Annotated in this window: 19 protein-coding genes and 2 tRNA genes; 13 read left to right on the forward strand and 8 right to left on the reverse strand. The window is 70.2% G+C overall.

From position 1 onward, the window contains the following. Nucleotides 1-161 precede the first annotated feature (161 nt). Nucleotides 162-857, forward strand: coding sequence for a Dps family protein (locus DJ476_RS23735; RefSeq protein WP_103418163.1), 696 nt, complete (start codon nucleotides 162-164; stop codon nucleotides 855-857). 243 nt (nucleotides 858-1,100) lie between these two features. Then, complete coding sequence (locus tag DJ476_RS23740) at nucleotides 1,101-2,987, forward strand: hypothetical protein (protein WP_112491523.1); 1,887 nt, start codon at nucleotides 1,101-1,103, stop codon at nucleotides 2,985-2,987. Nucleotides 2,988-3,018: 31 nt separating this feature from the next. On the opposite strand, the gene DJ476_RS23745 is transcribed toward DJ476_RS23740, so the two are convergent. Both DJ476_RS23745 and DJ476_RS23750 read right to left on the reverse strand, forming a co-directional pair. Beyond that, complete coding sequence (locus DJ476_RS23745) at nucleotides 3,019-4,485, reverse strand: amino acid permease (protein ID WP_112491524.1); 1,467 nt, start codon at nucleotides 4,483-4,485, stop codon at nucleotides 3,019-3,021. Between the two features lie 120 nt (nucleotides 4,486-4,605). Next, nucleotides 4,606-6,081 carry an amino acid permease gene (locus DJ476_RS23750; RefSeq protein ID WP_112491525.1) on the reverse strand — a complete coding sequence of 492 codons (1,476 nt, stop codon included), beginning with the start codon at nucleotides 6,079-6,081 and terminating at the stop codon, nucleotides 4,606-4,608. Between the two features lie 292 nt (nucleotides 6,082-6,373). Between DJ476_RS23750 and DJ476_RS23755 the strand changes: the two genes are divergently transcribed. Beyond that, on the forward strand, nucleotides 6,374-6,967 hold the full coding sequence (locus DJ476_RS23755) for a biotin transporter BioY (RefSeq protein ID WP_018487178.1): 594 nt from the start codon (nucleotides 6,374-6,376) through the stop codon (nucleotides 6,965-6,967). Nucleotides 6,968-7,032: 65 nt separating this feature from the next. Here the strand turns inward: DJ476_RS23755 and DJ476_RS23760 are convergent, their stop codons facing one another. Continuing rightward, nucleotides 7,033-8,469 carry an amino acid permease gene (locus tag DJ476_RS23760; protein WP_103418167.1) on the reverse strand — a complete coding sequence of 479 codons (1,437 nt, stop codon included), beginning with the start codon at nucleotides 8,467-8,469 and terminating at the stop codon, nucleotides 7,033-7,035. Nucleotides 8,470-8,719: 250 nt separating this feature from the next. Between DJ476_RS23760 and DJ476_RS23765 the strand changes: the two genes are divergently transcribed. Beyond that, nucleotides 8,720-9,208, forward strand: a complete 489-nt coding sequence (locus tag DJ476_RS23765; protein WP_019762555.1) for a ribose-5-phosphate isomerase — start codon at nucleotides 8,720-8,722, stop codon at nucleotides 9,206-9,208. Between the two features lie 131 nt (nucleotides 9,209-9,339). Next, nucleotides 9,340-10,167 (forward strand): Fpg/Nei family DNA glycosylase, encoded by an 828-nt coding sequence (locus DJ476_RS23770; protein ID WP_112491526.1) that lies wholly within the window; start codon nucleotides 9,340-9,342, stop codon nucleotides 10,165-10,167. Nucleotides 10,168-10,302: 135 nt separating this feature from the next. Here DJ476_RS23770 and DJ476_RS23775 read toward each other — a convergent pair whose 3' ends face one another. Further along, nucleotides 10,303-11,538, reverse strand: a complete 1,236-nt coding sequence (locus DJ476_RS23775; RefSeq protein ID WP_112491527.1) for a GNAT family N-acetyltransferase — start codon at nucleotides 11,536-11,538, stop codon at nucleotides 10,303-10,305. 105 nt (nucleotides 11,539-11,643) lie between these two features. On the opposite strand from DJ476_RS23775, the gene DJ476_RS23780 reads away from it, so the two are divergent. Beyond that, complete coding sequence (locus tag DJ476_RS23780) at nucleotides 11,644-12,789, forward strand: PP2C family protein-serine/threonine phosphatase (protein WP_026237374.1); 1,146 nt, start codon at nucleotides 11,644-11,646, stop codon at nucleotides 12,787-12,789. A gap of 129 nt (nucleotides 12,790-12,918) precedes the next feature. On the opposite strand, the gene DJ476_RS23785 is transcribed toward DJ476_RS23780, so the two are convergent. After that, nucleotides 12,919-14,142: a cation:proton antiporter gene (locus DJ476_RS23785; protein ID WP_112491528.1), complete on the reverse strand. Its 1,224-nt coding sequence runs from the start codon at nucleotides 14,140-14,142 to the stop codon at nucleotides 12,919-12,921. 295 nt (nucleotides 14,143-14,437) lie between these two features. Next, a complete protein-coding gene (locus DJ476_RS23790; RefSeq protein WP_112491529.1) occupies nucleotides 14,438-15,616 on the reverse strand; it encodes an acyltransferase family protein in 1,179 nt (392 codons plus the stop codon). Between the two features lie 460 nt (nucleotides 15,617-16,076). Here DJ476_RS23790 and DJ476_RS23795 point away from each other — a divergent pair, with 460 nt between their 5' ends. Further along, the gene (locus tag DJ476_RS23795) at nucleotides 16,077-16,271 is read left to right on the forward strand and encodes a hypothetical protein (protein ID WP_026237373.1); all 195 of its coding nucleotides are present in this window, start codon (nucleotides 16,077-16,079) and stop codon (nucleotides 16,269-16,271) included. A gap of 136 nt (nucleotides 16,272-16,407) precedes the next feature. Here DJ476_RS23795 and DJ476_RS23800 read toward each other — a convergent pair. Further along, nucleotides 16,408-16,481, reverse strand: a tRNA-Gly gene (locus tag DJ476_RS23800). Between the two features lie 167 nt (nucleotides 16,482-16,648). Here DJ476_RS23800 and DJ476_RS23805 point away from each other — a divergent pair. The 5 genes from DJ476_RS23805 (at nucleotide 16,649) to clpX (ending at nucleotide 21,395) form a co-directional block, all read left to right on the forward strand. Beyond that, nucleotides 16,649-16,725: transfer RNA gene (locus DJ476_RS23805), tRNA-Pro, on the forward strand. A gap of 150 nt (nucleotides 16,726-16,875) precedes the next feature. Continuing rightward, nucleotides 16,876-18,270, forward strand: a complete 1,395-nt coding sequence (gene tig, locus DJ476_RS23810) for a trigger factor (RefSeq protein ID WP_053561279.1) — start codon at nucleotides 16,876-16,878, stop codon at nucleotides 18,268-18,270. Nucleotides 18,271-18,567: 297 nt separating this feature from the next. Then, entirely contained in the window at nucleotides 18,568-19,173 is a 606-nt protein-coding gene (locus DJ476_RS23815; RefSeq protein ID WP_018487168.1) for an ATP-dependent Clp protease proteolytic subunit, read from the forward strand. 82 nt (nucleotides 19,174-19,255) lie between these two features. Then, entirely contained in the window at nucleotides 19,256-19,939 is a 684-nt protein-coding gene (locus DJ476_RS23820) for an ATP-dependent Clp protease proteolytic subunit (RefSeq protein WP_103418172.1), read from the forward strand. A 157-nt stretch (nucleotides 19,940-20,096) separates the two neighbouring features. Further along, the gene (clpX, locus tag DJ476_RS23825; RefSeq protein WP_018511479.1) at nucleotides 20,097-21,395 is read left to right on the forward strand and encodes an ATP-dependent Clp protease ATP-binding subunit ClpX; all 1,299 of its coding nucleotides are present in this window, start codon (nucleotides 20,097-20,099) and stop codon (nucleotides 21,393-21,395) included. Between the two features lie 84 nt (nucleotides 21,396-21,479). Here clpX and DJ476_RS23830 read toward each other — a convergent pair whose 3' ends face one another. Then, nucleotides 21,480-22,511, reverse strand: a complete 1,032-nt coding sequence (locus DJ476_RS23830) for a hypothetical protein (protein ID WP_103418173.1) — start codon at nucleotides 22,509-22,511, stop codon at nucleotides 21,480-21,482. Between the two features lie 137 nt (nucleotides 22,512-22,648). On the opposite strand from DJ476_RS23830, the gene DJ476_RS23835 reads away from it, so the two are divergent. Then, nucleotides 22,649-25,270: a valine--tRNA ligase gene (locus DJ476_RS23835; protein WP_112491530.1), complete on the forward strand. Its 2,622-nt coding sequence runs from the start codon at nucleotides 22,649-22,651 to the stop codon at nucleotides 25,268-25,270. Nucleotides 25,271-25,318 lie beyond the last annotated feature (48 nt).

Consider the following 25,318-nt stretch of genomic DNA (forward strand, 5'->3'; position numbering starts at 1 on the left):
ACCGGAGGTATCGGCCGGTCCGCGCCCCCAGCGGTCGCCGCACCGGAGACGCGTCGGCCCGCCCGCGCCCCGCAGCGGTGGCCCCAACGGAGATACCGGCCGGTCCACCACCACCTCAACCACCCATCGGCACATCACCAGAACACAGGAACAGGAGTCCCATGTCCCCCGCACGCACCCCCCGCTACACCGTCCCCGGTCTCGGCGTCGACGAGGGCCGTCAGGTCATCGACCTCCTGACGCTGCGCCTGCACGCGCTCAACGACCTCGCCCTGACGCTCAAGCACATCCACTGGAACGTGGTCGGCCCGCACTTCATCGCCGTCCACGAGATGCTCGACCCGCAGACCGCCGCCGTACGGGACATGGCCGACGCCGCCGCCGAGCGGATCTCCGCCCTCGGCGGCGAGCCGCAGGGCACGCCGGGCGCCCTGGTCAAGGAGCGCACCTGGGACGACTACAGCGTGGGCCGCGCCGACGCCATCGCCCACCTCGGCGCCCTGGACCTGGTCTACACGGGGATCATCGAGGACCACCGCGCGGCGGTCGAGAAGGTCGGCGGGATCGACCCCGTCACCGAGGACCTGCTCATCGAGCACCTGCGCGGCCTGGAGCAGTTCCAGTGGTTCGTCCGCGCGCACCTGGAGAGCAGCTCCGGCAGGCTGTCGACCGCCGGCGCCGACACCGAGGAGGCGGCGGCCGCGGCCGCGTCCCCGAAGCGCGCGGCCGCCGGACGGACCCCGGCGAAGAAGACGGCGCTGCCCGCCCCTGCCAGGAAGGCCACGGCCAAGAAGACGGCGGCCAAGAAGACGACCGCCACCAAGAAGGCGACGACGAGCAGGCGCACCACCCGCTGAACACCTTCCCAGAGCGGGCGCACCATGCGCTGAACACCGCCTCAGAGCGGGTGCGCCATGCGCTGACCATCCCCCAGAGCAGCCGCGCCACGCGCTGAGCATCTCCCAGCACAGGCGCGCCACACGCTGACCATCTCCCACGGGCCGGGCCGCGCGCCCGGCCCGTTCGTTCCCCCGCGGAAGCGGGAACCGCCGGGGACCCGGACCCCAGGCCATCACCTCACATCTGGTCATAATGCGCGGGTGAACAAAGCTCCTCTGCCCCTCCCCGCCGAGCACATACCCCCCGGCACCGCCGACTGGCGGACCCCCGACACCCAGCGGTGGCTGGCCGCCGTGCCGGCTCGCTGGGCGCACCCGCTCTGGGCGGTCCTCGCGCTCGTCGCCGCGGGGGTCTGGTACCTGGAGGGGTCGCCCGCCGCCGCCTGCACCTCCGCCGCGCCGTGCGGCACCGACTGGCCGGGGCTCCTGATGGCCGTCGTACTGGTGCTGACCCTGTACTGGGTGTGGCGGCAGCCCCGGCTCGCCCTCGCGGGGCTGGCGGCGGGGCTGGTCGGGTTCGCGGAGGACGGCGGGTTCACCGAGTCGTTCGGGGAGCCGTACGCGCTCGCCCACCCCGTGGCCGCCGCCTTCGCCGCCGCCGGGCTCGTCCACCGGCTGGCCCTCGCCGCGCGGCAGCGGGCGCTGGCCCTGGAGGCGGCCGGGGAGGTCCGGCAGCCGCTGCCCGGGGCCGCGCGGACGTTCCGCCGGGGCCGGTTCTCCTTCGGGCTTGCCGCCCTGCTGCTGGCCGTCGCCGGGTTCGGCTACTGGCAGGCCCAGCGGGTCGCGGACGCGTACGAGGAGCGGGCCGCGCGCGCCACGAAGCTGTCGGGCCAGGTCGTGGCCCTGGACCGGGGCGACGAGGACGCCGACTTCGTGAAGGTGGAGGCCGACGGGCGTACCCACCGCATCGAGACGGCCTTTCCCGAGGACTTCCCCGAGGGCAGCACCGTCGATCTCGTCGTGGACGGCGACTGGGTGGCGCTGGTCGCGGAGCCGTACGACGCCTTCGGCTGGGAGCTGCTGGTCCTCGGCGGTCTCGTCGGCGGGCTGGCGTTCTTCGCCAACGGCGTGGACGGGCGGACGCGTTCGGTACGACTGCGGCGCGGGCCCCTGCCGGTGCTGAAGGTGCTGGTGCGCGAGGACCACGAGGACGGCCGTACCTGGGTGTACGCGGCCGACGACCCGGAGGCCCTCCGGCCCGTCCTGCACTTCCACTCGATGGCCGCCTTCGAGGACGAGGACGAGGACGAGGAAGGGGCCGAGGGCGTCGACGCGGACGCCGTCGACCTCACCAAGTTCCGGCAGATCCTCAACGGCGAGGACCCTCCGCCGCCGCTGCGCGAGGCCGTCCTGTACGGCGCCCCCTGCACCGGTGCCGAGGTCGCCCTCGCCGCACGCCCCGACGAGGAGACGCCCGATGTGCTGGTGGAGTGCAGCGTCACCGCCGTGAAGCCGGCCGGCCCGAAGCTGCTGCGGAGCCGGTCGAAGAGCCCGGCGGAGGGCACCGGGCGGAAGAGCCCGCGGCGGTCCGTCGAGGAGATCGCCGCCTCCATGACCCCCACGGACGGCCTGCGGGTGTGGAAGGCGCACGGTCTCTCGCGCGCCGTGGGCGTCGGCCTGCTCCTCGTCCAGGGCGGCGGTATGTGGGCCATGCTCGACGACGGGTTCTCCTGGACCTGGCTCTGGCTGGTCATCGGGCTGCCGTGGCTGATGACCGCCGTCGCGACGGCCCTCACCTGGCGGATCACCGCCGACCGCGACGGACTGTGGGTCACCGGGGCATGGCGGGTGCGGCGGATCGAGTGGGACGCGATCACCGCCGTACGCCACTCCGAGGACGGCATCCGCATCGGTACGGGCAAGGGGTCCGACAACGTCGAGTTGTCGCCCACCGGCTGGGCGTGGCTGGAACGCCGCCTGGGCCGCGAGCCGTACGCCGAGCGCGCCGCCGAGGAACTGCGGGCCCTCCAGCTCGGTCCGGAGCTGCGGCCCGCCGAGGAGGCGCCGGCGGCCCGGCAGGGCATGCCGGTCGGACCGCCGCTGGTCGCCCTGTCGGTGCTGTGGGGCGCGGCGGTGCTGCTGCTCTGACCGCCGCGCCCCGGGCCGCCGCCCGGACCGGCTACTTCCGCTGTGCGGGGATCGAGGCCCCGGAGCCGTCGGAGCCGTCGGAGGCCTCGGCGTTGCCCTTGCCCCGCTGACGTACGAGACCGATCGCGATCAGCACCAGCGTCAGCGCACCCGTGGCCAGCAACTGGTCACGGGTGTCCGGCTGGCGCAGCATCAGCAGGAAGATGCCCGCCATGCCCGCGAGCGCCACGACGGTCAGGACCGGGAAGAGCCACATCCGTACGACCAGCTTCTCGGGCGCCTCGTGCTCGGTTCGGCGGCGCAGGACCAGCTGCGAGACGGCGATGAAGATCCACACCACCAGGATCACGGCGCCGATCATGTTCAGCAGCCAGGGGAAGACGTCGTCCGGCCGCCAGTAGCTCAGCAGCACGCACAGGAAGCCGAAGACCGAGGAGAACAGCACCGCGTTGCGCGGCACCCCGGAGGAGATCCGGCCGAGCACGGCCGGCCCCTGACCCCGGGCGACCAGGGAGCGCGCCATCCGCGAGGCGCCGTAGATGTTGGCGTTCATCGCGGAGAGCAGGGCGATGAGGATGACCACGTTCATGATCTGCGCGGCGCTGCCCACACCGAGGTGGTCGAGCATCGCGTAGAAGGGGCCGACCTCGGCGACCTTCGGGTTGTCCCAGGGGACCAGGGTGACGATGACCGCCATCGAGCCGATGTAGAAGACCGCGATGCGCCACATCGCCGTACGGACCGCCTTCGCCACGCCCTGCACCGGGTTCTCGGACTCGGCGGCGGCGATGGTGACCGTCTCCAGACCGCCGTACGCGAAGACGGAGGCGAGCAGTCCGATGATGAAGCCGTCCATGCCCTTGGGCAGGAAGCCGCCGTCGCCGGTGAGGTTGGCCAGGCCGGGCGCGTCCGTGTCGGGCAGGACCCCGAGGATCGCCAGCAGGCCGAGCACCAGGAACAGGGTGATCGCGATGACCTTCAGCGCGGCGAACCAGAACTCGAATTCACCGAAGTTCTTCACGGCGGCCAGGTTGGTGCCCAGGAAGATCACCATGAACAGGGCGACCCACGCCCACTCAGGCGTCCCCGGCAGCCAGCCGCTGACGATCTGCGCGGCACCGATCCCCTCCAGGCCGACGGCGACGCAGAGCAGGAACCAGAAGGACCAGCCCGCCGTGAACCCGGCCCACGGGCCGATCGCCCGCTCGGCGTGCACGGAGAAGGAGCCCGAGGCCGGGTTGGCGGCCGACATCTCGCCGAGCATGCGCATCACCAGCATGACGAGCAGCCCGGAGAGCATGTACGCCACGATGATCGAGGGCCCGGCGGCGGCGATCCCGGCCCCGGAGCCCACGAAGAGCCCGGCGCCGATCACCCCGCCGAGGGCGATCATCGAGAGGTGGCGCTGTTTGAGACCGTGGGTGAGCGCGGAGTCCGTCGAGGCTCCGGAGGCGGCTGCGGAGTCAGCGGTGGGGGGAGACACGGAGGTCCGAGACATGGACAAGCTCTGTTCGGTAGCCGAGACGAGGGGCGAACCCACAGTCTGAGCATCCGCACCGCTCACACGGAACGGGTGTCCGCTATACGGGCACGAGGCTCACACAAGGTGCACACGCGCCTACCGGTGGGTAGAACCGGACCTCTCGCGCCCGGACCTCTCGCGCTCCTGCCGCTCCCGCCGTTGACGGACCACCGCCACCAGCACCACCAGCGCCGTCGCCCCCGCCGACCACAGCACCTGCGGCCGCGCGCCGTCGTCCGTCAGCATCAGCAGCAGCACCCCCAGCAGCCCGGCCAGCGTCAGCCAGGTCAGATACGGGAAGCACCACATCCGCAGCTCCAGCGCCTGCGGGGCCTCCCGCTCCAGCCGGGCGCGCAGCCGCAGTTGGGAGGCGGCGATCAGCGCCCAGACGAACAGCAGCACCGCGCCGACCGAGTTGAGCATGTAGAGGAACACGGTGTCCGGCCAGAGCAGATTGAGCAGTACGGAGACGAAGCCGAAGGCCACCGACGCCAGCACCGCCCGCCGGGGCACCCCGCCCGCCTGCCCCCGGGAGCCGCCCTCCTGCTCCGAGGGGCCGCCCGACACCTTCAGCAGCCCGCGCGGCGCCTCCCCGCGCTCGGCCAGCGAGAACACCATCCGGGAGGAGCCGTACAGATTGGCGTTGAGGGCGGAGAGCAGCGCCACGAACACCACGATGTTCATGATCTGCCCGGCCGAGGGCACCCCGATCGCGTCCAGCACCTTCACATACGGGCTCAGCCCGGCCTGCTGGGCGGTCCACGGCAGCACGGTCACGATGACCAGCATCGAACCGACGTAGAAGAAGAGGATGCGCACCACCGCGCTGCGCACCGCCCGCCCCACCGCACGGGCCGGGTCGGCCGTCTCGGCGGCGGCGATGGTGACGACCTCCAGGCCGCCGAAGGCGAAGACCACGGTCAGCACCCCGGCGACCACCCCGCCCCAGCCGTTGGGCAGGAAGCCGCCCTGCCCGGTCAGATTGGTCATCCCGACCGGGTCGGTGTCCGGCAGCCACCCGAGGACCGCCAGCACCCCCAGCCCCAGGAAGAGCACGATCGCGCCGACCTTCAAAGAGGCGAACCAGAACTCGAACTCACCGAAGTTCTTCACCGCCGTCAGGTTGGCGGCGGTGAACACCACCATGAACAGCAGCACCCACGCCCACGGTTCGACCGCCGGAACCCACCCGTGGGCGATCTGCGCGGCGGCCGTCGCCTCCACGGCGAGGACCACCACCAGCAGGAACCAGTACAGCCAGCCGACACTGAACCCGGCCCACCGCCCGAGCGCCCGCTCCGCGTGCACGGAGAAGGAGCCGGAGGCGGGCATCGCGGCGGACATCTCGCCCAGCATCCGCATCACCAGCATCGCCAGCGCGCCCGCGATCAGATACGAGACGACGATGGCGGGCCCGGCCACGGCGATCCCGGCACCCGACCCCACGAACAGCCCGGCCCCGATCACCCCGCCCAGCCCGAGCATCGTGAGATGACGCTGCTTCAGCCCGGGGGCGAGCGGCTCGGAGACGGCCGGGGGAGCGGCGGGCGCGGTGGGCGGAGCCTCGTGCATGGGGTGCGGGTCACTCTCGGATCATTCTCAGGCCGCTGATGGGGAGCCTGCCGTTTATGGGGAACCTACAGTCTGGGCCCCCGAGGCCCTTCCCGGCAAAACGGGCCACCTCGCGCCTCACCTCCGTGACGAGCGTCACGCCGGGAAGTGATTGTGCGGCGGCCTTTGTGTGAACCCCACCAACGCGTCAACCGCCGCTTTGTGGGCGGCTGATGGTGATCGACCGTTCACCGCTGGGCTAACGTCGGCAGCAGTCCCTCCCCACCCGTCTGCCCTCACCCGCGGAGTCCCGATGAGCACTGCTGCCGCCCCCGTCCGCTCCGGAGCGGTCCTCGCCGACCTGCTGCCCGCCGCCCGGCACCGTTACGCCGTCGACGCGGCCCTCGTCCTGGGCGGCGCCGCCCTCACCGGCCTCGCGGCCCAGATCGCCGTCCCGGTCCCCGGCTCCCCGGTCCCCGTCACCGGTCAGACCTTCGCCGCGCTGCTCATCGGCACCTCGCTCGGCGCCCGCCGGGGCTTCCTCTCCCTCGCGGTGTACGCGGTCGTCGGCATGGCCGGCATGCCGTGGTTCGCGGAGGGCACCTCGGGCTACGCGATGCCGTCCCTCGGCTACATCCTCGGCATGCTGCTCGCCGCCACCGTCGTCGGCGCCCTCGCCCGCCGGGGCGGTGACCGCTCGGTGCTGCGCACGGCGGGCACAATGGCGGTCGGCTCCGCGGTCATCTACGCCGTCGGCGTGCCCTACCTGGCCCTCGCCACCGGCATGTCCCTGAGCGCCGCCGTCGCGGCCGGGCTCACCCCGTTCCTGATCGGCGACGCCCTCAAGGCGGCCCTGGCGATGGGCGCGCTGCCCGCCGCCTGGAAGCTGCTCGGCCGCCGCGACTGAGGCTGAAGGCCATGAAGGGGCCCGCCGGACCATGACGGTCCGGCGGGCCCCTTCACGTACGTACGTCACACGCTGGCGGACGCCTTACGGCTCCGCACCTCGCGCACCAGCGAGATGCCCACCACCAGCCCGGCCACCAGCAGCGAGAGCACGACCTGCTCGCGGGCGGTGTCGTCGGTCAGCATGTAGACCAGGACGAAGGAGATCATCGCGATCGTCGCCCAGGTCAGATACGGGAAGAGCCACATCCGGACGACGAGCTTGCCCGGCGACTCGCGCAGGATGATCGCGCGCATCCGCAGCTGGGTGAAGCAGATGACCAGCCAGACGAAGAGCGCCACCGCGCCCGAGGAGTTCAGCAGGAACTGGAAGACCGTGTCGGGCCACTGGTAGTTGAAGAACACCGCCACGAAGCCGAAGACGACCGAGGACAGGATCGCCGCCTGCGGCACGCCCCGCTGGTTGACCTTGGCGAAGGACTTCGGCGCGTCGCCCCGCTCACCGAGCGAGAACGCCATCCGGGACGCGGTGTACAGGCCGGAGTTGAGACAGGAGAGCACGGCCGTCAGCACGATGAAGTCCATCACCTGACCGGCGTGCGGGATGCCGATCGAGTCCAGGGCGGCCACATAGCTGCCCTTCTCCAGGATCGACGGGTCGTTCCACGGCAGCAGCGTCAGCACGACGAAGATCGAGCCGAGGTAGAAGACGGCGATCCGCCAGATCACGCTGTTGGTGGCCTTCGACACGGCCCGCTGCGGGTCCGCCGACTCACCGGCCGCCAGGGTCACGATCTCGCTGCCCATGAACGAGAAGACCACCATCAGCACACCGGTGAGGATGGCCCCCGGCCCCTCGGGGAAGAACCCGCCGGAGTCCGTGAGGTGCGCGAGCCCCGAGCCGGGGTTGTCCGAGCCGGGCAGCAGCCCGAAGACGGCGAGCAGGCCGACCACCACGAACGCGGCGATCGCCACGACCTTGATCCCGGCGAACCAGAACTCGAACTCGCCGTAACTGCCCACCGAGACCAGGTTCGTGGCGGTCAGCACGACCATCACGATCAGCGCCCACGCCCACTGCGGGACGCCCGGGATCCAGCTCTCCAGGATCTTGGCGCCGGCCGTGGCCTCCACGGCGAGCACGACGACCCAGAAGAACCAGTAGAGCCAGCCGATGGAGAAACCGGCCCAACGGCCCAGCGCCTGGTCGGCGTAGGCGGAGAATGAGCCGGAGCTGGGGCGGGCCGCGGCCATCTCGCCGAGCATCCGCATCACCAGGACGACCATCAGGCCGACCATCGCGTACGAGATGAGGATCGCCGGACCGGCCGCCGCGATGCCCGCACTGGAGCCCACGAAGAGCCCGGCACCGATCACACCGCCGATCGCGATCATCGAGAGGTGGCGGTTCTTCAGTCCTGCCTGAAGCCCGTCCGACGAGTCCGGCCGGTCCGGCTCGCCGGGCTCGTGGCCCGGCCGCGCCAGCGTCGTCTGCGACGTCATGGGGGGAGTCCTTACGTTTCCGTGCATGAGGGTGCCCGCCCTGCTCCGCGGAGGGTGGTGCGGATCCGCGAGGGGTGCGGAAGTCAGGGCAAGGCCACGCATTCAAGCCCGGAAAACGGCGGAAGAGGAACCCCCTCCTCCGGATCATTTGCCTGATCATTGCTCAAGTGAGCCTGGTCACAACGCCATGAGCGGGAGGCCATGACCCCACTGACGGCTGCCCCGCGAAGTTCGTGCCACACTTCGCACCATGCGCGTGTACCTCGGATCCGACCATGCCGGTTACGAACTCAAGAACCACCTCGTCGAGTGGCTCGGGGCCCACGGCCACGAGGCCGTCGACTGCGGTCCCCACATCTACGACGCCCAGGACGACTACCCGCCGTTCTGCCTCCGTGCCGCCGAGAGGACGGCTGCCGACCCAGACAGCCTCGGGATCGTGATCGGCGGCTCCGGCAACGGGGAGCAGATCGCCGCCAACAAGGTCAAGGGCGTCCGCGCCGCACTGGCCTGGAGCGAGCAGACCGCCGCCCTCGGCCGTGAGCACAACAACGCCAACGTCGTCGCGATCGGCGGGCGGATGCACACGCTGGAGGAGTCGACCAAGTTCGTCGAGATCTTCCTCTCCACGCCGTACTCGAACGAGGAGCGCCACACGCGCCGCATCGAGATGCTCTCGGCGTACGAGACCACCGGCGAGCTTCCCCCGATCCCGGCCCACCACCCGCAGCAGGGCTGACGCCTCCCGTGCCGCCGGGCCCACGCCCGGCGGCACGGCCATGCCCGCCGCCGTACCCCGGCCCGTACGCCACCGCCGTACTCTCCAGCCTGTCCGCCCCACCCCCGTACCTCCACAGGGAGCAGCCCGCCGTGCCCGAGGGACACACGATCCACCGCCTCGCCCAGGACCACGCCGAGCGGTTCGTGGGCGGTCCGGTCCGGGTGAGCAGCCCGCAGGGGAAGTTCTCCGACAGCGCGGCCCTGCTCGACGGGCACACCCTCACGACCACCGACGCCCACGGCAAGCACCTCTTCCTGGGCTTCGGCTCCACCGGCTGGGTCCACATCCACCTCGGCCTCTTCGGCAAGCTCGGTTTCGGTACGGCCCCGGTGCCACCGCCCACCGACACGGTCCGCCTCCGGCTGGTCAACGCGGACCACTACGCCGATCTGCGCGGCCCCACCACCTGCGCCCTGATCACCGAGCCCGAGAAGCGCGCGATACACGAGCGCCTGGGCCCCGACCCGCTCCGCGGCGACGAGGACGGGGAGCGCGCCTGGCAGCGGATCTCCCGCAGCCGGACCACCGTCGCCGCCCTCCTGATGGACCAGAAGGTCATCGCGGGCGTCGGCAACGTCTACCGGGCCGAGGTCCTCTTCCGCCACGGCATCGACCCGTACCGCACCGGCAAGGACCTCACCCGCGCCGAGTGGGACCTCATCTGGGCGGACCTGGTGGAGCTGATGCACGAGGGCGTACGGAACAACCGGATCGACACCGTCCGCCCCGAGCACCTGCCCGAGGCGATGGGCCGCCCGCCCCGCAAGGACGACCACGGCGGCGAGGTCTACGTCTACCGCCGGGCCAACCTGCCCTGCCACATCTGCTCCACCGAGATCCGGACGGCGGACCTCGCCGCCCGCAACCTCTTCTGGTGCCCCCGCTGCCAGACCCCGGGCGGCCGGGCCGACGACTGAGGCCCCGGCACGGGACCCCGGCGCTCACGCCACCCGCGAGCCGTACGGGACCGTCCCGTACGCCCCGGGACCGTCCCGTACGCCTCGGAAGACCGTTCCGTGCGGCTCAGGACCCGGCGGCAGCCACCGTACGGCTCAGAATCCGTGCGGCAGCCACGGCTCCACGTGCCACGAGAAGGCCGACGAGACCTCCGCCAGTGCCCCCGGCCGCACCTCGCGCACCCGCCCGGCCGCCGCCAGCGAGGCGAACGGCACCCCGCCCAGATAGGCGGCGCCCAGCTCCCGTACCGACAGCTCCAGCTCCGGCGCGCGATCCGGCGCACGCCGGCACGTGGCGCCGCCCTTCGCATCCGCCACCAGATGCCAGCGCCCCGCGTTCCACGGGCAGAAGGCGTCCTCGACCTCCAGCACCACATCCACCGGCGTCCGGTACGCGCGCGCCTCCAGGGCCGCACCGACCTCCACCAGCCGTACGTAGAGCGAGTCCTGCACCCGCGCACCGCACCGCCGCACGTCCGAGACCAGATGCATCAGCGGCTCGTCCACCGGACGTGATCCCGTCTCCAGAGCCGACGTCAGGTCGATGCCGAAGAGGAACCGCCACAGCGCCGCGTACGACGCCGGGTCCAGCGCCGCCAGATCCCGCAGCGCCACCGTCCCCTTCGGCCCCGCCCGGTCCCAGTCGGGCCGCACCCGGAAGGTGGCGTACCCCGTCACCTCGCCGTCCCGCTCGGCCAGCACGCACTGCAGGGGCGAGGCGCCCGCCCGGTCCTGGGCCGCGTCGACCACTGCGGCCCGCTCCCACTTCGGCTGCCGCACCGGCGTGCCCGGACGCTCCGCGGCGAGCCGCCCGTACACCTCCTCGCACGCGGGCAGGGCCGCCACCGGGTCCGTGTACCGCACCCGCACCCCGTCCGTGCCCGGCGGCACCTCCAGGCTCACGCGGGAGGTGTCGATGTCCAGGTTCAGGGCGCGGGTCGCGGCCCCGTAGCCGAAGCGCCCGTAGATGGCCGGTTCCGACGCGGTCAGCACGGCGAGCGGCTCGCCCCAGGACCGTACGTCGTCCAACTGGCGCCGCATCATCGACCGCAGCAGCCCGCGCCGCCGGTGCGTCCCCGCGACGCTCACCATCGTCACCCCCGCCGTGGGCACCGCGGCGCCGCCCGGCACGGTCAGCCGGAAGCTGTACGCCCCCGCCGTACCGACGCACGTCTCCCCCTCCCAGAGGCCGACGCACCTCTCGTGCTCGGTCAGCTCCTGCCAGAGTTCGCGCGACTCCGGAGCGCTCTCCACGCCCCCGAAGGCGCGCTCCAGACAGGAGAACCAGGGGTCCCATTCAGCAGGTCGCAGCACACGCGGTTCGGAAGTCATGGCTCATGCCTACCAGGGCGGGCGGAAGTGGACGACCCGATTTCGCGTGCCTTGTCACCGGGGTCCCCCTGCACCGGAGCCGTCCGGGTGGATAGGGTCCGGGCAATGGCACGTCGCGCAGGAGTGGACGACTTCTGGGCCCGGTGGCGGAGATCGGCGCACCGGGCCCGCATCGGGCTGCGCAGATCCGGGGTGGACTACTTCCGGGGCGACGGCTCCGACTGGATCGCGCTGGCCGGTCTCCTGCTGACGATTCCGGCCATCACCTTCGCCACCATGACCAGCCCGGTCTGGGTCGACCCGGCCGCCCTCGCCCTGCCCATCGTCGCGGGCGGCCTGCTCCTGCGCCCGGCCAGCCTGCTCGGTCTGTACGCCACCGCCGCGGCCGCACTGATCGTGGAGGCGCTCACCCTGGGGCCGTACGCGGACGGGCCGGCCCGGGTCACCCCGGGCACCGTTCTCGTGGTCGCCGCCTGCGGGTTCTTCGGGCTGGTCCTCGCCCAGTTCCGGGCCCGGGTCGGCGTGCCCTGGCGGCGCGGCGGCACCATGCTCTTCGACCTGCGCGAACGCATCCGGGTGCAGAGCGCCCTGCCCCGGCTGCCCCAGGGCTGGCACCGCGAGATGGCCCTGCGCCCGGCCGGCGGCCAGTCCTTCTCCGGGGACTTCGTCGTCGCGGCGCGCACCAACGGCGGCCGGACCCTGGAGGCCGTCCTCACCGACGTCTCCGGCAAGGGCATGGACGCGGGCTCCCGGGCCCTGCTGCTCTCCGGCGCCTTCGGCGGGCTGCTCGGCTCGCTGCCGCCGCACGGCTTCCTCGCCGCCGCCAACGGCTATCTGCTGCGCCAGGACTGGGACGAGGGGTTCGCGACCTCGATCCACCTGGTGCTGGACCTGGAATCCGGCGACTACGAGATCTACTCGGCCGGCCACCCGCCCGCCGTCCAGCTGCACTCGGGCAGCGGGCAGTGGGAGGAGAAGTCCGGGGAGGGCCCGCTGCTCGGGGTCTACGACGGGGCCGAGTTCGACGCGGTCAAGGGCTCGCTGGCGCCGGGGGACGTGCTGATGCTCTTCACGGACGGCCTGGTGGAGGCGTCCGACCGGGACATCGCCGAGGGCATCGACCGGCTGACCGGCGAGGCCGACCGCTATGTCTCCACCGGCTTCGAGGGCGCGGCCTGGCATCTGATCGAGGCCTGTGCCAAGGACGTCAACGACGACCGGGCGCTCCTGCTGCTCTCGCGCAAGCCCTGAGGAGGCTGCTCCCGCTCTCGACCTGGGAGGGAGGCGGTCGGGCGGGCCGTGCCGACGGCGAGGCGCCCGTCACCCGGCGGCGGTCGATCACCACCTCGGATGACGGGCGCGGACACCCCGTCGCCCCCGTCAGACCGAGACCGGGACCTGCTGCTGATCCTTGTCGCCGTCCTTGCCACCGCCGCCACTACCGTCCCCGCCGCCGTCCTTGCCGCCGCGCGGGCCCGGCAGGATCCGGGCCAGCCAGTGCGAGCGTCCGGCGGCGAGGGGAGCGAGAACGGCGAGCAGCAGCACATAGCCGGCGATGAACGGCGAGAGCCGCTTGTCCAGTCCGGCCGCCGCCGCCATCGTGGCCAGGATGAGCGCGAACTCGCCCCGGGCCACCAGGGTGGTGGCGATGTTGGCCGTGGCCTGCGTGCCGAAGTCGTAGACGCGGGAGGCCGCGAGACCGGCGGCCACGTTCATGGCGAGCGTCAGGACGACGGCCGCCACCACCGGCCAGAAGACGCTGGGCAGGTCGCCCGGGTCGATGGAGAGGCCGAAGGCGAAGAAGAAGATCGCGCCGAACGCGTCCCGCAGCGGGTGGACCAGCTTCAGGATGCGCTCGCCGGACGCCGTCGAGCCGAGCATCAGGCCGACCATGAAGGCGCCGATCGCGTCGGCCACGCCGAACATCTCGGAGATCCCGGCGACGAAGACCGCGGCACCGAGGAACGAGATGACCAGCAGCTCGTCGTCCTTGGTGTTCATGAGCTTGCCGATGATCTTCGTCCCGAACCGGGCGGCCAGGGCGAGGAGCAGCAGGAAGCCGAAGGCCTTGCCGCCGTCGACGAGCATGGCCGAGAGGCTGTCCGCACCGGACAGGATCGGCTGGAGGGCGGCGAGGTAGAGGGCGAGGAAGACGTCCTCGACGACGATGATGCCGAGGATCGGCCGGGTCTCCGGGTTACCGATGCGCTTCAGGTCGACCAGGATCTTGGTGACGATGGCGGACGAGGATATGCCGAGCACACCGGCGAGGACCAGCGCCTCCGACGTACCCCAGCCGAGCGCGAAACCGAAGCCCAGACCGGCGCCCACGTTCAGGACCAGATAGGTCCCGCCCGCGATGGCCATCTTCCGGCCGCCCGTCTTGAGGTCGTCCAGGTGGAACTCGAGCCCCAGGTAGAAGAGCAGGAGGACGAGTCCCAGGGCGGAGAGCATCTCCAGGTCGTGCGGGTTGGAGAGCAGCGTGTAACCGGGGGTGTGAGGGCCCAGGAGGATGCCGGCCAGGATGAACAGGGGGATCGTCGGCAGCCCGATGCGGCCGCCGAGGCGGGCGAGGACGGCAGCGGCCAGGAAGGCGCCGCCCATGGCGAGGAGGGTGTCTGCGTGTCCGATGAGCCTGTTCCTTCGAGGTAGGTCAAGAGGGCGTCAAGAGGGCGTCAGGAGAGCGTCAATAAATCATCAGTAATTAGTTTACCGAACGATTGACGCTGCAACTATGGAGTCGTCGAGTCATCGGCTTTTGTCTCTTCTGTGCCCGGGAGCCCTCGATGACCCGCACCGCCCCTGGACCGAAAGGATTCGGCCAACCCGGAAACGCGACGATCCACCCGCGGCGGGCGCCACGGGTGGATCGGGGAGCGGGGGAGAGGGCGGGGAGGGGTCAGTGCTTCACGAGGACCTTCCGGTTCTCCGGGGCCTGCGGACTCCTTTGTTCCTCCGGACTCTTCGGGGCCTTCCGGAAGGCCCAGTGCATATCCGGTTCGGTGGCGAACTTCAGCGCCCGGCGCACCGGTGGCGAGCACATGAGCGTCACCGCCACCGCGGTCACGCCGGTGACGACGACCAGGCCGACGGGATCGGCGAGCCAGGTGTGCCGGTCGAACAGGCCCGTGTACACAGCGCCCTTGATCAGGAAGCCGTGGAGCAGATACCCGCAGATCGTTCCGGCGCCCAGCGCCGTGAACCAGGTCCTCCGGCCCGGCACCAGGGCCAGGAAGCCGATGGTCAGGATCAGGCCGCAGACGAGGAGGCCCAGGGCCAGCACCAGGCCGGACCACCACGGCGCGCCCCTCTCCTGGGCGCTGCTGGCACGGTAGAACCAGCTGAGCTGCATGTGCGGGGCGATCCAGTACGCGAAGAGCAGCGCGCTCGCGAAGAGCGGCAGGGCGAGCAGCCGCACCTCGCGGCGGCGGATGAGCCGGAAGTGCTCGGGCTTCATCAGCAGGCCGGTGACGAAGAAGGGCAGGAACTGGAGGACCCGCTGGAGGTCCAGGTCGTCGCCGATGCCGGGGGTGACCGAGGCCAGCACGGCGATGGTGAGCGCCACCGCCAGCGGGTGGCGCAGGGCGAGCCAGATCGGCGTGGTGATCCGCCAGATGAAGAGGGCGACCAGGAACCAGGTCAGATAGAGCGGATCCGTCAGGCTGATCGGGGTGTCCGGCGCGTCGTCCACGTACCGCCTGAAGAGCGAATAGGCCGTCTCGAACAGGATGTACGGCACCACGACACCGGTGAGCAGCCGCTTCACCTTCGGCGCGGACATGTCGAACGTACGGGAGAAGTAGCCGGAGATGAGGATGAAGGCCGGCATGTGGAACGTGTACACGATCATGTAGAGCGCCCGGGTGGCCCGGCTGCCGTCCATCACCGGTTCCCAGGCGTGCGCCACCGCGACCAGCACGATGGCCAGGTACTTCACGTTGTCGAAGTAGGGGTCGCGCTTCCCCGCCGCCGCGGATGCCGGAGCGGCGGCCTTCGGCGTCTGCTCGCGTCTGGGCTCCGACTCCGGGGTCGCCGGGGGGAGCGGGGCCCTTGTGAATACGCTCGGAGCTTGGAACATCTAAGGCACCTTAGACCTGTCGATCGCTTCGCGTAAAACTGCGACGGGATATCGCGTGTTCCCCTCTATTCGAATATGAAACCGTCGAACAGTGCCCGTTATGACACACTTGGTCCGCCTCAAACAGGGCATATCGGTCGAGGAGTTGGGCGTGTGCATTATCTCCCTCGCGGCGCCACGAATTACCTGTGAACGACCTGTGAGGGAAGAGGAACGGAATCCGCCGCCGAAGCCGGGCAGCGTCCCGTGAATATGCACCCGAAGGATTACGCGCCCCGAGCCCCCCGCCCCACCCTGCGTAGAGCTCCCGTGAGCTGGGCAGGATGGCGGGATCCGGTCAGTGTGATCCGTCACCCGGCAGTGGACAGCGGGGAGTTGGTGGCACGATGGACGCGACGGGGCGTGCGGTGGTGTGCGTTTCCGGGCCGGCAAGGCGGACCGACCGAGGGTGTGATCAGACGTGGCTATTTCCCTGTCTATGGTGCTGCTGTTCGCGGTCATCCTGGTGGTGATGATCCGTGGCGGCTCCATCAAGCCCGGCCCCGCGATCGTCGCCGCCCTCTTCGGCTTCTTCCTGGCGTCGACCGGCATGGCCCCGTCGATCAACAGGTTCATGAACTCGATAGCGGACACGATCAACCAGATCAGCTTCTGACGCTGCGTCAGCTTGCGGCGGTGGGCCGCGTCCGCCACGCGGCCCACCGCGCGCACCCGCGCCCGTGCATGGCCCGTACACCGCGTATACGCAAGAAGGCCCGGTCCGACAGGAGTCGGACCGGGCCTTCTCGGCATGGAGCGGGCGACGGGAATCGAACCCGCGTAGCTAGTTTGGAAGACTAGGGCTCTACCATTGAGCTACGCCCGCGAGCGCCGCACAGCAGGTCCACCGGACCGCGGCACGAAGAGCATCGTAGCGGGTCGGCGGCGGTGTCCGCACACCCGTTGACCCCCGGCCCGGACCATCGCGGCCCGGCCCCTCCGTAAAGCGGCCGACGCACGGCTCCTGCCCATGTACCCTACGTGTCGCACCGACGGGGTGTGGCGCAGCTTGGTAGCGCGTCCGCTTTGGGAGCGGAAGGTCGTCGGTTCGAATCCGGCCACCCCGACCACCGGCAAGATCGCATTGTGGGAGTCCTCCCCCTTGCCGTTACTATGCAAATTGCGTGCCCGTGTGTCTGATGTACCGGGCTCGGTCCGCGAAGCCGCCGATCGGCGGCCCAGCAGAACCCCAAGAAGTCAGCCACCAAGGAGACCGAACCGTGAAGAGCGCCGTGGAGACCCTGAACCCGACCCGGGTTCGGCTCAGCATCGAGGTGCCCTTCGAGGAGCTCAAGGACAGCCTCGACGCGGCGTACAAGAAGATCAACCAGCAGGTCACGGTGAAGGGCTTCCGCAAGGGCAAGATCCCCGCCCGGGTCATCGACCAGCGGTTCGGCCGCGGTGCTGTGCTGGAGGAGGCCGTCAACGACGCGCTTCCGAAGTTCTACACCGAGGCGGTCAACGAGGGTGAGCTGAACGTCCTCGGCCAGCCCGAGGTCGACATCACCGAGCTGAAGGACGGCGAGCTGCTGGCCTTCACCGCCGAGGTGGACGTGCGCCCCGAGATCGAGATCCCGGACTACTCCGGCATCGAGGTCACCGTCGACGCCCTCGAGGTCACCGACGAAGAGGTCGAGAAGGCCGTGCAGCAGCTGCGCGAGCGCTTCGCCTCCACCAACCCGGTCGAGCGCGCCGCCGCCGAGGGTGACGTCGTCACGATCGACCTGGAGGCCAAGGTCGACGGCGAGGTCCTGGAGGACGGCGTGGCTGCGGGTGTCTCGTACACCATCGGTTCCGGCGAGCTGCTCGACGGCATCGACGAGGCCGTGACCGGTCTGGAGGCCGGTGGCGAGGCCACCTTCACCTCGCAGCTGAAGGGCGGCTCCGCCGAGGGCAAGGACGCCGAGGTCACCGTCAAGGTCACCGCCGTCGCCGCCCGCGAGCTTCCCGAGCTGGACGACGACTTCGCCCAGATGGCCAGCGAGTTCGACACGCTGGAGGAGCTGAAGGCCGACAGCCGCAAGCGCCTGGAGACCACCAAGCAGTACGACCAGGCCACCCAGGCCCAGGAGCGCGTCCTCGAGGAGCTGCTGAAGCTCGCCGAGGTCCCGATCCCGGAGAAGCTGCTCGCGGACGAGGTCCAGACCCGCAAGCACAACCTGGAGCACCACCAGCTCGGTCAGATGGGTCTCGACCTGGAGAAGTACCTCGAGATCCAGGGCAAGACCCTGGAGGAGTTCGAGAACGAGACCTCCGAGCAGGCCATCAAGGGCATCAAGACCCAGTTCATCCTGGACGAGCTGGTCAACAAGGAGAAGCTGAACGTCAACCAGGAGGAGCTCACCGAGCACCTCATGCGGCGTGCCGCCTCCTCCGGCATGAGCCCGGACCAGTTCGCCCAGGCCGTCGTCGAGGGCGGCCAGGTGCCGATGCTCGTCGGCGAGGTCGCCCGCGGCAAGGCGCTCGCCGTGGTCGTCGAGGCCGCCAAGGTCGTCGACACCAACGGTGAGATCGTCAACCTGGAGGACGACGAGGACGAGGCCGCCGAGACGGCCGAGGCCGCCACCGAGGCCAAGGCCGACGACGCCAAGGCCGAGGAGAAGAACGAGGCCTGAGCCTCGCGCTGATCCACGCCGGTCGCACCCCGATCGACAACGACGGGCCCCGGACGCACCGCGCGTCCGGGGCCCGTCGCCGTATCCCCCCGTACCGCCGTACGGCCCCGGAACCCCTGTGCCCCCGGCGGACCTTGCGCTCCCAGCGAACAGTTGCGGAACCGGGATGGCGTTGTCCCACCTGCGCGTTAGGGTCCATGAAGAGGAAGGGTGGGGGAGTGACTCACCCACCCGGTACGAAGAAGCTGAGACGGCCGGAGCCGTCAGAGACGAGCAGGTGGATACGTGACGAATCTGATGCCCTACGCCGCCGGTGAGCCGTCCCTCGGTGGAGGCCTCGGTGACCAGGTCTACAGCCGACTGCTCGGCGAGCGCATCATCTTCCTCGGCCAGCAGGTCGACGATGACATCGCCAACAAGATCACCGCACAGCTCCTGCTCCTTGCCGCCGACCCGGACAAGGACATCTACCTCTACATCAACAGCCCCGGTGGCTCCGTGACGGCCGGCATGGCCGTCTACGACACCATGCAGTACATCCCGAACGACGTGGTCACCATCGGCATGGGCATGGCGGCCTCGATGGGTCAGTTCCTGCTCACCGGCGGCGCCGCGGGCAAGCGCTTCGCGCTCCCGAACACCGACATCCTCATGCACCAGGGTTCGGCCGGTATCGGCGGTACGGCCTCGGACATCAAGATCCAGGCCCAGTACCTGCTCCGCACCAAGACGCGCATGGCCGAGATCACCGCCCACCACTCCGGCCAGACCGTCGAGACGATCATCCGCGACGGCGACCGCGACCGCTGGTACACGGCGGAGGAGGCCAAGGACTACGGCCTCATCGACGAGATCATCACGGTCGCGTCGGGCATCCCGGGCGGCGGCGGCACCGGTGCCTGATCCGGTCCCCACCGGACCGGCGGCACCACACCCGCACCCCCTTCTCGTACGCCGAGACCTCCAGCCCCAGAACGCCACCAGGATGGTGAACACCCACATGAACAACTTCCCCGGCGCCTCCGCGAGCGGCCTCTACACCGGCCCGCAGGTGGACAACCGTTACGTCGTCCCGCGCTTCGTGGAGCGCACCTCGCAGGGTGTGCGCGAGTACGACCCGTACGCGAAGCTCTTCGAAGAGCGCGTGATCTTCCTCGGCGTCCAGATCGACGACGCCTCGGCCAACGACGTCATGGCGCAGCTCCTCTGCCTGGAGTCGATGGACCCGGACCGCGACATCTCGATCTACATCAACAGCCCCGGCGGCTCGTTCACCGCGCTCACCGCGATCTACGACACGATGCAGTTCGTGAAGCCGGACATCCAGACGGTCTGCATGGGCCAGGCCGCCTCCGCCGCCGCCGTCCTGCTGGCCGCCGGCACCCCGGGCAAGCGCATGGCGCTCCCGCACGCCCGTGTCCTCATCCACCAGCCGTCCTCGCAGACGGGCCGCGAGCAGCTCTCCGACCTGGAGATCGCGGCCAACGAGATCCTCCGTATGCGGACGCAGCTGGAGGAGATGCTGGCCCGGCACTCGACGACCCCGCTGGAGAAGATCCGCGAGGACATCGAGCGCGACAAGATCCTGACGGCCGAGGACGCCCTGGCGTACGGGCTCGTCGACCAGATCGTGTCCACCCGCAAGACCACCGCGGGCGCATCGCTCTGACGTCGGTCTTTCCCCTTGGCACATTCCGTTCGCACGGTCTCGACGGTGTGAACCGTGCCAAGGGGGGCCCGAACGGGGGCCCAGGCAAGGTACCGTCGGATAGAGGCACCAGGAGCCGCTGAACCAGGCGGCCTCCCAGGCGAAGGGGAAGCACCTCGTGGCACGCATCGGTGATGGCGGCGACCTGCTCAAGTGCTCGTTCTGCGGCAAGAGCCAGAAGCAGGTGAAGAAGCTCATCGCGGGACCCGGTGTGTACATCTGCGACGAGTGCATCGATCTCTGCAACGAGATCATCGAGGAGGAGCTCGCGGAGACGAGCGAGGTCCGCTGGGAAGAGCTTCCCAAGCCCCGCGAGATCTACGAGTTCCTGGAGGGGTACGTCGTCGGGCAGGAGCCCGCGAAGAAGGCCCTCTCCGTCGCGGTGTACAACCACTACAAGCGGGTCCAGGCCGGGGAGAACGGCGGCGGTGCCGGTCGCGAGGACGCGATCGAGCTGGCCAAGTCGAACATCCTGCTGCTGGGCCCCACGGGCTCCGGCAAGACGCTGCTCGCGCAGACGCTGGCCCGCATGCTCAACGTCCCGTTCGCCATCGCGGACGCGACGGCTCTGACGGAGGCCGGCTATGTCGGCGAGGACGTCGAGAACATCCTGCTGAAGCTGATCCAGGCGGCCGACTACGACGTCAAGAAGGCCGAGACCGGGATCATCTACATCGACGAGATCGACAAGGTCGCCCGGAAGAGCGAGAACCCGTCGATCACCCGCGATGTCTCCGGCGAGGGCGTCCAGCAGGCCCTGCTGAAGATCCTGGAGGGCACCACTGCCTCCGTACCGCCGCAGGGCGGACGGAAACACCCGCACCAGGAGTTCATCCAGATCGACACGACGAACGTGCTGTTCATCGTGGGCGGCGCCTTCTCCGGACTGGAGAAGATCATCGAGTCCCGGGCCGGCGCCAAGGGCATCGGGTTCGGCGCCACGATCCGCTCCAAGCTGGAGATCCAGGCGAGCGACCAGTTCCAGGAGGTCATGCCGGAGGACCTGGTGAAGTTCGGGATGATCCCCGAGTTCATCGGCCGTCTCCCCGTGCTGACCTCGGTCCACAACCTGGACCGCGAGGCGCTGCTCCAGATCCTCATCGAGCCGCGCAACGCTCTGGTCAAGCAGTACCAGCGCCTCTTCGAACTCGACGGCGTGGAGCTGGAGTTCGAGCGCGAGGCCCTGGAGGCCATCGCCGACCAGGCGATCCTGCGCCAGACCGGCGCGCGCGGCCTGCGCGCCATCATGGAGGAAGTCCTCCAGTCCGTGATGTACGAGGTCCCGTCCCGCAAGGACGTCGCCCGTGTCGTCATCACCCCGGACGTCGTCCGCGACCACGTCAACCCGACGCTGGTCCCGCGCGAGCCGCGCACGATCGGCAAGAACGACGGCGGCCGCCACGAGAAGTCCGCGTAGCGGCACGGCAGTCACGTACGCCGAAGGGGCGCCCGACCGGTCAACCGGCGGGCGCCCCTTCGAGGTTGAGGCAGACCAGGCGCGTCAGATCTTGGTGCGCGAGGTGTTGTAGAGCTTGGCGGCGAGATCGGCGACCTCGTCCTGGGCCATGCCCTTGCCGGTCAGGGCGCCGCCGACGTCGACGGCCACCACGATGCCGACGGTGCTGTAGTCGGCCCAGATGCAGACCGGCGTGATGATCTCCTTCGGGCCGTTGGCGGCGGTGCCGTCGGCCTTCGCGTTGATCGTCTTGAGGTCCTGGCACCGCATCAGGGCGCCCTCGAATCCGGCCGGTTCGACATCCCGGGGGCTTCCGACGAGCGAGACCTGGTTACGGCTGTTGCCCTCGGCCATCTTCTTCTCGGCGTCGCTGAAGGAGCTGTCGATGACCTTGGCCGGGTCCTCGACCTCACCCCAGTAGCCCTGGAGCATCAGCATCTTCTGCGTGAGCGGGTTGGCCTTGGAACCGCTCTGGTACTCGGCGCCGGCCTGCTGCGGGTTCTTCACGCCCGCCGCCTCGGCGTCCTCCTTCGACTTCCCCGTCAGCGGACCGGAGCGCTCGGGCTTGGAGGTGTTCTTGGCGTAGTCGTCCACCGCCGCCGCGGGCGTCAGCTTGTAGCCGCGCGTGGAGTCGGCCACGTCGCTGTTGCTGGGGCCGCCCGCGAAGTACCAGACCCCCGCCCCGATGACCGCCAGCGCCAGTACGGAGGCGCCCACGATCAGGCCGGTCTTCTTCTTCGGCTGCTGCGGCGGGTACGGGGGCTGCCCCCCGTACACAGGCTGGCCGCCGTACGGGGGAGTGGGCGGCTGCTGGCCGTACGGTCCCGGCTGCTGGGGCTGCGGGTAGCCGTAACCGGGCTGGCCCTGCGGCGGGGTGCCGTAGGCGGGCTGCCCGTACGGTCCCGGCTGCTGCGGCGGGACACCCGGAGGGGCCTGCTGGGGGTAGCCGTAGCCGGGCTGGCCCTGCGGAGGACCCTGCGGCGGCGGGCCGCCGTACGGCCCGGGCTGCTGTCCGTACGGTCCGGGCTGGCCCTGGGGCGGCTGCCCGCCGTACGGGCCCGGCTGGTTGTAGCTCATTGGGGTGTCCCCTCCAGAATCCTTATGCGTTGCGAACATCCTGACGGAAGCCGCCCTGACATGGGGGATCGGCCCCGACACCGTTACTGAACCAATCCGTTTCAGTGCAGACCTGTGACGGCCCTAAACTGTCCCCCGTGACCGAGAACTCATCGCAGCAGCCAGCCAGCAACCCCGAACTGCCGACCACGTACGCGCCGGCCGATGTAGAGGGGAAGCTGTACGAGCGCTGGGTAGAGCGTGGTTACTTCGAAGCCGACGAGCACAGCGACAAGCCGCCCTACAGCATCGTCATCCCGCCGCCGAACGTCACCGGCTCCCTCCACCTGGGCCACGCCTTCGAGCACACCCTGATCGACGCCCTCGTCCGCCGGAAGCGGATGCAGGGGTTCGAGGCGCTGTATCAGCCGGGCATGGACCACGCCGGCATCGCCACGCAGAACGTCGTCGAGCGCGAGCTGGCCAAGGAGGGTAAGTCCCGCCACGACCTGGGCCGCGAGGCCTTCGTCGAGCGCGTCTGGCAGTGGAAGAACGAGTCCGGCGGCCAGATCTCCGGCCAGATGCGCCGCCTCGGCGAGGGCGTCGCCTGGTCCCGTGAGCGCTTCACCATGGACGAGGGCCTCTCCAAGGCCGTCCAGACCGTCTTCAAGCAGATGTACGACGACGGGCTGATCTACCGCGCCGAGCGCATCATCAACTGGTGCCCGCGCTGTCTCACCGCGATCTCCGACATCGAGGTCGAGTACCAGGAGGACGACGGCGAGCTGGTCTCCATGACGTACGGCGAGGGGGAGGAGACCATCGTCGTCGCCACCACCCGCGCCGAGACGATGCTCGGGGACACCGCCGTCGCCGTCCACCCCGACGACGAGCGCTACAAGCACCTGGTCGGCAAGCAGATCAAGCTGCCGCTGACCGACCGCACCATCCCCGTCGTCGCGGACCACCACGTCGACCCCGAGTTCGGCACCGGCGCGGTCAAGGTGACCCCCGCCCACGACCCGAACGACTTCGAGATCGGCACCCGTCACGACCTGCCGTTCATCTCCGTCCTCGACGAGCGCGCGGTCATCACCGCCCCCGGCCCCTTCGAGGGCCTGGACCGGCTGGAGGCCCGCTCCGCCATCGTCGCCGCCCTGCGCGCCGAGGGCCGGATCGTCGCGGAGAAGCGGCCGTACGTCCACTCCGTCGGCCACTGCTCGCGCTGCAAGACCACCATCGAGCCGCGCCTCTCCCTCCAGTGGTGGGTCAAGGTCGCCCCGCTCGCGGAGGCCGCCGGTGACGCGGTCCGCGACGGCAAGGTCAAGATCCACCCGCAGGAGATGGAGAAGCGGTACTTCGACTGGGTCGACAACCTCCACGACTGGTGCATCTCGCGCCAGCTCTGGTGGGGCCACCGCATCCCCGTCTGGTACGGCCCGAACGGCGAGGTCGTCTGCGTCGGACCCGACGACGAGGCGCCCACGGGCGAGGGCTGGATCCAGGACAGCGACGTCCTGGACACCTGGTTCTCCTCCGGCCTGTGGCCCTTCTCCACCCTCGGTTGGCCCGAACGGACCGACAGCCTCGCGAAGTTCTATCCGAACTCCGTCCTGGTCACCGGCTACGACATCCTCTTCTTCTGGGTCGCCCGGATGATGATGTTCGGCCTGTACGTCAACGACGGCACCCCGCCCTTCGGGACCATCGTCCTGCACGGCATGGTCCGCGACGAGCACGGCAAGAAGATGTCGAAGTCCTTCGGGAACGTCGTCAACCCGCTGGACTGGATGGACAAGTACGGCTCCGACGCCCTGCGCTTCACCCTCGCGCGCGGCGCCAACCCCGGCACCGACGTGCCGATCGGTGAGGAGTGGGTCCAGGGTTCCGCGAAATTCTCCAACAAGATCTGGAACGCCACCCGCTTCGCCCTGATGAACGGCGCCACGATCGAGGGCGACCTGCCCCCGGTCGAGGACATGTCGGTCACCGACCGCTGGATCCTCTCCCGGCTCAACAAGACGGTCGCGGACGTCGACGCGTTCTACGACGACTTCCAGTTCGCGAAGATCAGCGAGGCGCTGCGCCACTTCGCCTGGGACGAGGTCTTCGACTGGTACGTCGAGCTCTCCAAGACCACGTTCTTCGCGGGCGGCCGCCCGGCCGAGGTCTCGGGCCGGGTCCTCGGTGAGGTTCTGGACGTCATGCTGCGGCTGCTGCACCCGATCGTCCCGTTCGTCACGGAGGCGCTGTGGACCGCGCTCACCGGGCGCGAGTCGATCGTCATCGCGGAGTGGCCCGCCGACTCCGGCTTCCGCGACGACGCGGCCGAGAAGGAGATCGAGCTGGTCCAGCAGGTCGTCACCGAGGTCCGCCGCTTCCGCAACGACCAGGGCCTCCAGCCCGGCCAGAAGGTCCCGGCCGAGCTGACCCTGACCGGCACGGCGCTCGCCCCGCACGAGGCGGCCATCCGCCAGCTCCTGCGGCTCCAGCCCGCCGGGGACGGCTTCCACGCCACCGCCTCCCTCCCCGTCGCCGGGGCCACCGTCGCGCTGGACCTCTCCGGTACGATCGACGTCCCGGCCGAGCGCAAGCGCCTCACCAAGGACCTGGAGGCCGCGCGCAAGGAGAAGGCCCAGGCGGAGGGGAAGCTCGGCAACGAGGCCTTCCTCGCCAAGGCGCCGGACAACGTGGTCGACAAGATCCGCGGCCGGCTCACCAAGGCCGAGGCCGACATCGAGCGGATCTCCGCCCAGCTGGCGGCCCTCCCGCAGAGCTGATGTGCTGACCGGCGAAGCCCCTGCACCCCCGACCGACCGGGGATGCGG

Source organism: Streptomyces bacillaris, from assembly GCF_003268675.1.
Classification (GTDB): domain Bacteria; phylum Actinomycetota; class Actinomycetes; order Streptomycetales; family Streptomycetaceae; genus Streptomyces; species Streptomyces bacillaris.